The organism is Mycobacterium sp. THU-M104, assembly GCF_049197365.1.
Classification (GTDB): Bacteria; Actinomycetota; Actinomycetes; order Mycobacteriales; family Mycobacteriaceae; genus Mycobacterium.
In genome coordinates this window covers 1-6,011 of record NZ_JBMIOP010000255.1, presented here as the reverse complement: position 1 = coordinate 6,011, position 6,011 = coordinate 1, and the positions used below count along the sequence as shown (strand labels likewise).

The 6,011-nt window shown below is 72.9% G+C and carries 2 protein-coding genes; both read right to left on the bottom strand.

The genetic code is table 11. From position 1 onward, the window contains the following. The coding region (locus tag ACOJVU_RS18445) for a beta-ketoacyl synthase N-terminal-like domain-containing protein (RefSeq protein WP_421531099.1) at positions 1–4,571 on the bottom strand (4,571 nt) is incomplete at its 3' end. A gap of 24 nt (positions 4,572–4,595) precedes the next feature. Continuing rightward, the coding region (locus tag ACOJVU_RS18440; protein WP_421531098.1) for an SDR family NAD(P)-dependent oxidoreductase at positions 4,596–6,011 on the bottom strand (1,416 nt) is incomplete at its 5' end.

Here is a 6,011-nt window from a genome sequence, read left to right as displayed (position 1 = left end):
AACGTGTCCCACTTGCCGCGGCTGGCCGTGACGAAAACCTCGGCGCCCCAATGCCTGGCCAGCTGCACCGCGGCCATACCGACCCCACCCGTCGCGGTATGCACCAGCACCCGCTCGCCGGCGCGCAGCCCGGCCAGATCCGCCAACCCGTACCACGCCGTCAGGAACACCACCGGCACACCGGCCGCCCGGGACAGCGCCCACCCCTGCGGCACCCGGACGACTAACCGCTGATCCACCACCGCCTCGGAGCCCGTCAGCCCCACGATGCCCAGCACCGGATCACCCACGGCCAGTCCCGTCGCATCCGGGGCAACCTCGACGACGACACCGGCCCCCTCGGCGCCCAGCTGTGCCGCTCCGGGATACATACCCAATGCCACCAGCACATCCCGGAAATTCACCCCGGCCGCGGCCAGCGCCACGCGCACCTGCCCGGCCGACAACTCGGCGGGTGGGCATTGTTGCACCGTCACGTCGTCCAGCGTCCCCCCGCTACCGGCGGCCAACCGCCAGCCATCGGTGGGCAACCGCAGGAACCGGGAGGTGGCCGGCCTCAGCCGGGCGCCGTGAACGACGCCGTCGCGCACCACCAACTGCGGCTCACCACAAGCGAGAACGGCGTCCAGGTCGACGGATCCGTCCGAATCGACCAGCACGAACCGGCCCGGATGCTCGGCCTGCGCCGACCGGACCAGGCCCCACACCGCCGCGCCGGCCAGATCCTCGACCCCCTCGTCGGCCAGGGCCACCGCCCCGCGGGTGGACACCACCAACGGCCCCGACCCGTCGCGAGTCAGCCGGGACTGCAACATCGTCAGCGCCTCGATGGTGGCCGCATGCACCGATTTGACCGCTCCCCCATCCGCGGCCGTCCACTCCCAGACCGAGTGCTCGCCACCGACCGCGTCGTCGGCCGGGGACACCGGGGACCACACCACCTCGAGCAGCCCGTCACGGTTGAAGCGGCCGCCGGCCGCGGCCAACTGGTCGGCGGAGACGGGGCGAAGCGCCAACGCCCGCACCGACAACACCGGCAGGCCCGACGCGTCGGCCAGCTCGACCGACACCGTGCCGGTACCCGCCGGCGCCAGCCGCACCCGGACCCGTGACGCGCCGACCGCGTGCAGGCAGACCCCTTGCCAGGAGAACGGCAGCACGGCCGCCGCCTGCTCGTCGGCGACCCCCAGCGCATGCAACGCCGCGTCGAGCACCACGGGGTGAATCCCGAAGCCGCCCAACACCACATTGGCGGCCTGCGGAGCCTCGACCTCGGCGAACAGTTCGCTCCCGCGCCGCCACACCGCCCGCAGACCGTGAAAGGCCGGACCATACCCGTAGCCGCGCTCGGCCAGCCGATCATAGGCCCCGGCGGCGTCCACCGCCGTCGCGCCGACGGGCGGCCACACCGCCAGATCCGCGCCGGGTGCGACCGCGGCCGCACCCAGGGTGCCTTCGGCGTGCCGGGTCCATTCCGAATCCTGTTCGGGCACCGATGAATACACGGCGAACGTACGCGCACCGGCTTCGCCGGCGGCGTCGACCACCACCTGTACCTGCACACCGCCGGAGGCGGGCAGCAGCAACGGGGCCGACAACGTCAGCTCCTCGAGCACCGGGCAGCCGGCCTCGTCACCGGCCCGCAGCACCAACTCCACGAACCCTGCTCCGGGAAACAGCACCACCCCGCCGACGGCGTGGTCGGCCAGCCACGGCTGGGTGCCCACCGACAGGCGGCCCGTCAATACCACCCCACCCGAATCCGGCCGCCGCACCACCGCACCCAACAGCGGGTGCCCGGTGCCGGCCAGTCCCAGACCGCCCGCGTCCCGCGACCCCACCGACGAGGCCGGCAGCCAGAACCGGCGCCGCTGGAACGCATACGTCGGCAGCGGCACCGTACGCGCGTCCAGGCCGGCGAACGCCGCGCGCCAGTCCACACCGGCGCCGGCGGTGAACAGCCGGCCCGCCGCGGTGAGCAGCGCGTCGATCTCGGGTCCCTCCTTGGGCATCGTCACGACCGGCATGGCCCGGTCGTCGCGCAGGCTCTGCTGCACCGAGGCCGTCAACGCCGCACCGGGGCCCACTTCGAGGAAGGCCCCGGCACCCAGCGACTCGGCCAGGTGCACTCCGTCGAGGAAGCGCACCGGCCGGCGCACGTGCTCCACCCAGTAGTCCGCCGAGCCGTAACCGGCATCGGCCAACTCGCCGGTCAGGTTGGACACCAACGCCATTCGGGGCGCACCGGCCGTCACGCCGTCCAATGCCGCGGAGAACGCCTCGAGCATCGGCTCCATCAGCGCCGAATGGAACGCATGCGAGACGGCCAGCCGATGCACCCGCCTGCCGCGCGCGGCCAACTGGTCGGCAATGGCCTCGACCGCGGCCTGCTCGCCTGAAAGCACCAGCGACGTGGGCCCGTTGACCGCCGCGACGCTCACCCCCTCGGAGAGCAACGGCGCCACCTCGTCCTCGCCGGCGGCGACGGCCACCATCACCCCGCGCGCGGGCAGGTCCGCCATCAGCCGGCCGCGCGCGGCCACCAGCCGGGCGGCGTCGGCCAGGGACAACACCCCTGCGACGTGGGCCGCGGCGATCTCCCCGACCGAATGGCCCATCACGATGTCGGGAACCACCCCCCAGGATCGCCACAAGGCCGCCAGCGCGACCTCGACGGCGAACAGGGCGGGCTGGGTGAATTCGGTGTCCTGCAACAGTTCCGGGTCGTCGCCCCAGATCACCTGGCGCAGCGGGCGGCGCAGATGGGCGTCCAGTGCCGCCACGGCCTCGTCGAAGGCGCGGGCGAACTCGCCGAACCGCCCATATAGCTGGGCGCCCATCCCGAGCCGCTGCGAGCCCTGGCCGGGAAACGCGAACACCGTCTTGCCGCTCGGCCGTGCGCGCCCCACGACGGCCGCACCGGACTCACCCGAGGCCAATGCCGCCAGCCCGCGCACCAACTCGCCCCGGTCGGCGCCCACCAGGACGGCGCGGTGTTCGAGGACCGAGCGCGTGGTCGCCGACGACCAGGCCACGTCCACCACGCGCAAGTCCTCGTGCGCGCTCAGGTGCTCCAGTAGCCGCCCGGCCTGGGCGGCCAACGCCGCATCCGAGTGCCCGGACACCAGCACGGGCACCACGGGCCGGGAATCATCGACTTCGGCGGCAACGCTTTCGACGTCTTCCGGGCGCTCCGGTTCCGAGGGCGGCTCTTCCACGATCACGTGCGCATTGGTCCCGCTGATCCCGAACGACGACACCCCGGCCCGTCTCGGGCCCTCCGGCCACGGCTGCGGCCCGGTCAGCAGCGACACCGCGCCCGTCGTCCAGTCCACATGCGGCGTCGGCACATCCACGTGCAGGGTCTGCGGGATGACGCCGTGGCGAATCGCCTGCACCATCTTGATCACCCCGGCAACCCCGGCGCCGGCCGAGGTGTGGCCGATATTGGATTTGATCGACCCCAACCACAGCGGGCGATCCGCCGGGCGGTCCTGCCCGTACGTCGCCAGGAGCGCCTGGATCTCGATCGGATCGCCCAGCACGGTTCCGGTTCCGTGGCCCTCCACCACGGCCACATCGGCGGCGCTCAGCCCCGCGCCGGCCAGCGCCGCCCGGATCACCCGTTGCTGCGACGGCCCGTTGGGGGCGGTCAAACCGTTGGAGGCGCCGTCCTGGTTCACCGCCGAACCCCGCAGCAGCGCCAGGACCGGGTGACCCAGCCGCAGGGCGTCGGCCAACCGCTCCAGCACCAGCACGCCCGCACCCTCCGACCACGAAGTCCCGTCCGCGGCACCGGCATACACCTTGCACCGGCCGTCGGCGGCCATCGCCCGCTGCCGGCTGAACTCGACGAACGCCGCGGGGGTCGCCATCACCGTCACGCCGCCGGCCAGCGCCAGATCGCACTCGCCCGACCGCAGCGACTGCGCCGCCAGATGCATCGCCACCAACGCGGAGGAACACGCCGTATCCACCGACACGGCAGGGCCTTCCAGGCCCAGCACGTAAGACACCCGGCCCGAGGCCACGCTCAGGGTCGATCCGGTGAGGCCGTAACCCTCCAGCTCCCCCTTGACCTCGCCGCCGTATCCGGCATGGATAACCCCGGCGAACACGCCGGTCGCCGAACCGCGCAACCCGAGCGGGTCGATCCCGGCCCGCTCCAGGGCTTCCCACGAGATCTCCAGCAGCATGCGTTGCTGCGGATCCATCGCCAGCGCCTCGCTGGGTCCGATGCCGAAGAACCCGGCGTCGAAGTCGGCGGCGTCGTACAGGAAGCTGCCCCGGCGCGTGTACATCTTCCCGCGGGCGTCGGGATCGGGATCGAACAGGGCGTCCACGTCCCAGCCGCGGTCGGTCGGGAAGTCGCCGACCGCGTCGCGGCCCTCGATGACCAACTCCCACAGGCGTTCCGGGGAGTCGATCCCGCCTGGGTACCGGCAACCCATCCCCACCACCGCCACCGGCCCGGAGAGCCTGCCCTCCAGCTCGGACAGTTGACGCCGGGTTCGCCTCAGGTCCGCGGTGAGCCGCTTCAGGTAGTCGAGCTGCTTATCGGTGCCCGGCATCGTCACTCCTCAAGGTCTGGGGCATCAGTGGCCGAGTTCCTCGTCGAGGATGGCGAAGAGTTCGCTTTCGCTGGCGGCCCGGATGTCGTCGTCGACGTCGTCGCCGGGGCGATCGGCGGTGGTCAGTGCGGCGAGAAGGTGGCGCAGCCGGGTGGACATCTGCGCCTTGTCGTCGGGCCCGGCGTCCGGGCGGTCGACCAGGGTTTGCAGTTCGCGGGCCACGGCGTGGAAACGGGTCATCAGGTTGGGTTCCGCGGTAGCGGTGGCGGCGCCGAGCTGGGTGTCGAGGTACTCCGCCAGGGCGGTCGGGGTCGGGTAGTCGAAGATCAGGGTGGGCGAAAGCGAAAGTCCGGTGGCGGTTTTGAGCCGGTTGCGCAACTCGACGGCCGTCAGCGAGTCGAAGCCGAGCTCCTGGAAGGTGCGGCCGCCGTCGAGGTCTACTGCCTGCGCCAAGCCCAGCACGGTGGCGGCGTTGCTACACACCAGGCTCACCAGGTCGCGCCGCCGCGTCTCGGGGCTCAGACCGTGCAGTCGCGCGCCGAGTCCGGCCACCGACGCGGTGGCCCCGGTGTCGGCGACGACGCGGCGGGTGGGGCGGGCAGCCAGACCCTGCAGCAGCGGCGGCAGAGCCGCGGTGTGGCCGGACAGCGCGGCCCGATCCAGGCGCGAGGCCACCACCACGGGGCTGTCCGCGAGCAGTGCGGCGTCGAACGACGCCAGCGCCTGTTCCGTGGACAGCGGCGCCAGCCCGACCCGGCTCATCCGGGCCTTGTCGCGGGCCCCGAGGTGCGCCGTCATCGTCGAGGCCTGCTCCCAGAGTCCCCAGGCCAGCGACAGCCCCGGCAGGCCGCGGGCGCGCCGGTAGGTGGCCAGCGCGTCCAGGAAGCTGTTGGCCGCGGCGTAGTTGCCCTGCCCCGGCGTGCCGACGATGCCGGCCATCGAGGAGAACATCACGAACGCCGCGAGGTCGAGATCCCGGGTCAGCGAATGCAGATGCCAGGCGGCATCGGCCTTGGCCCGCAGCACCGCATCGACCCGGTCCGGGGTCAACGAGGAGATCAGCCCGTCGTCGAGCACCCCGGCGGCGTGGACCACCCCGCTGAGCGGACGGTCTCCGGGGATCCCTGCGAGCATCGCCGCCAGCGCGTCGCGGTCGGCCACGTCGCAGGCGACGACCGAGACCTCGGCCCCGGCCTCGCGCAGCCCGTCCAGCAGTTCCGCGGCCCCGGCCGCGGCGGCGCCCGCGCGGCTGGCCAGCAGGAGGTGCCGCACCCCGTGGCGGTCCACCAGGTGCCGGGCCAGCGCAGACCCGGCCATGCCGGTTCCGCCGGTGATCAACACCGTGCCCGCGGCCAGCCCGACACCGGGCGCGCCGGGCAGCGTGAGCACCACTTTGCCGATATGGCGCGCCTGGCTGACGAACCGGTAGGCGTCCGCGGC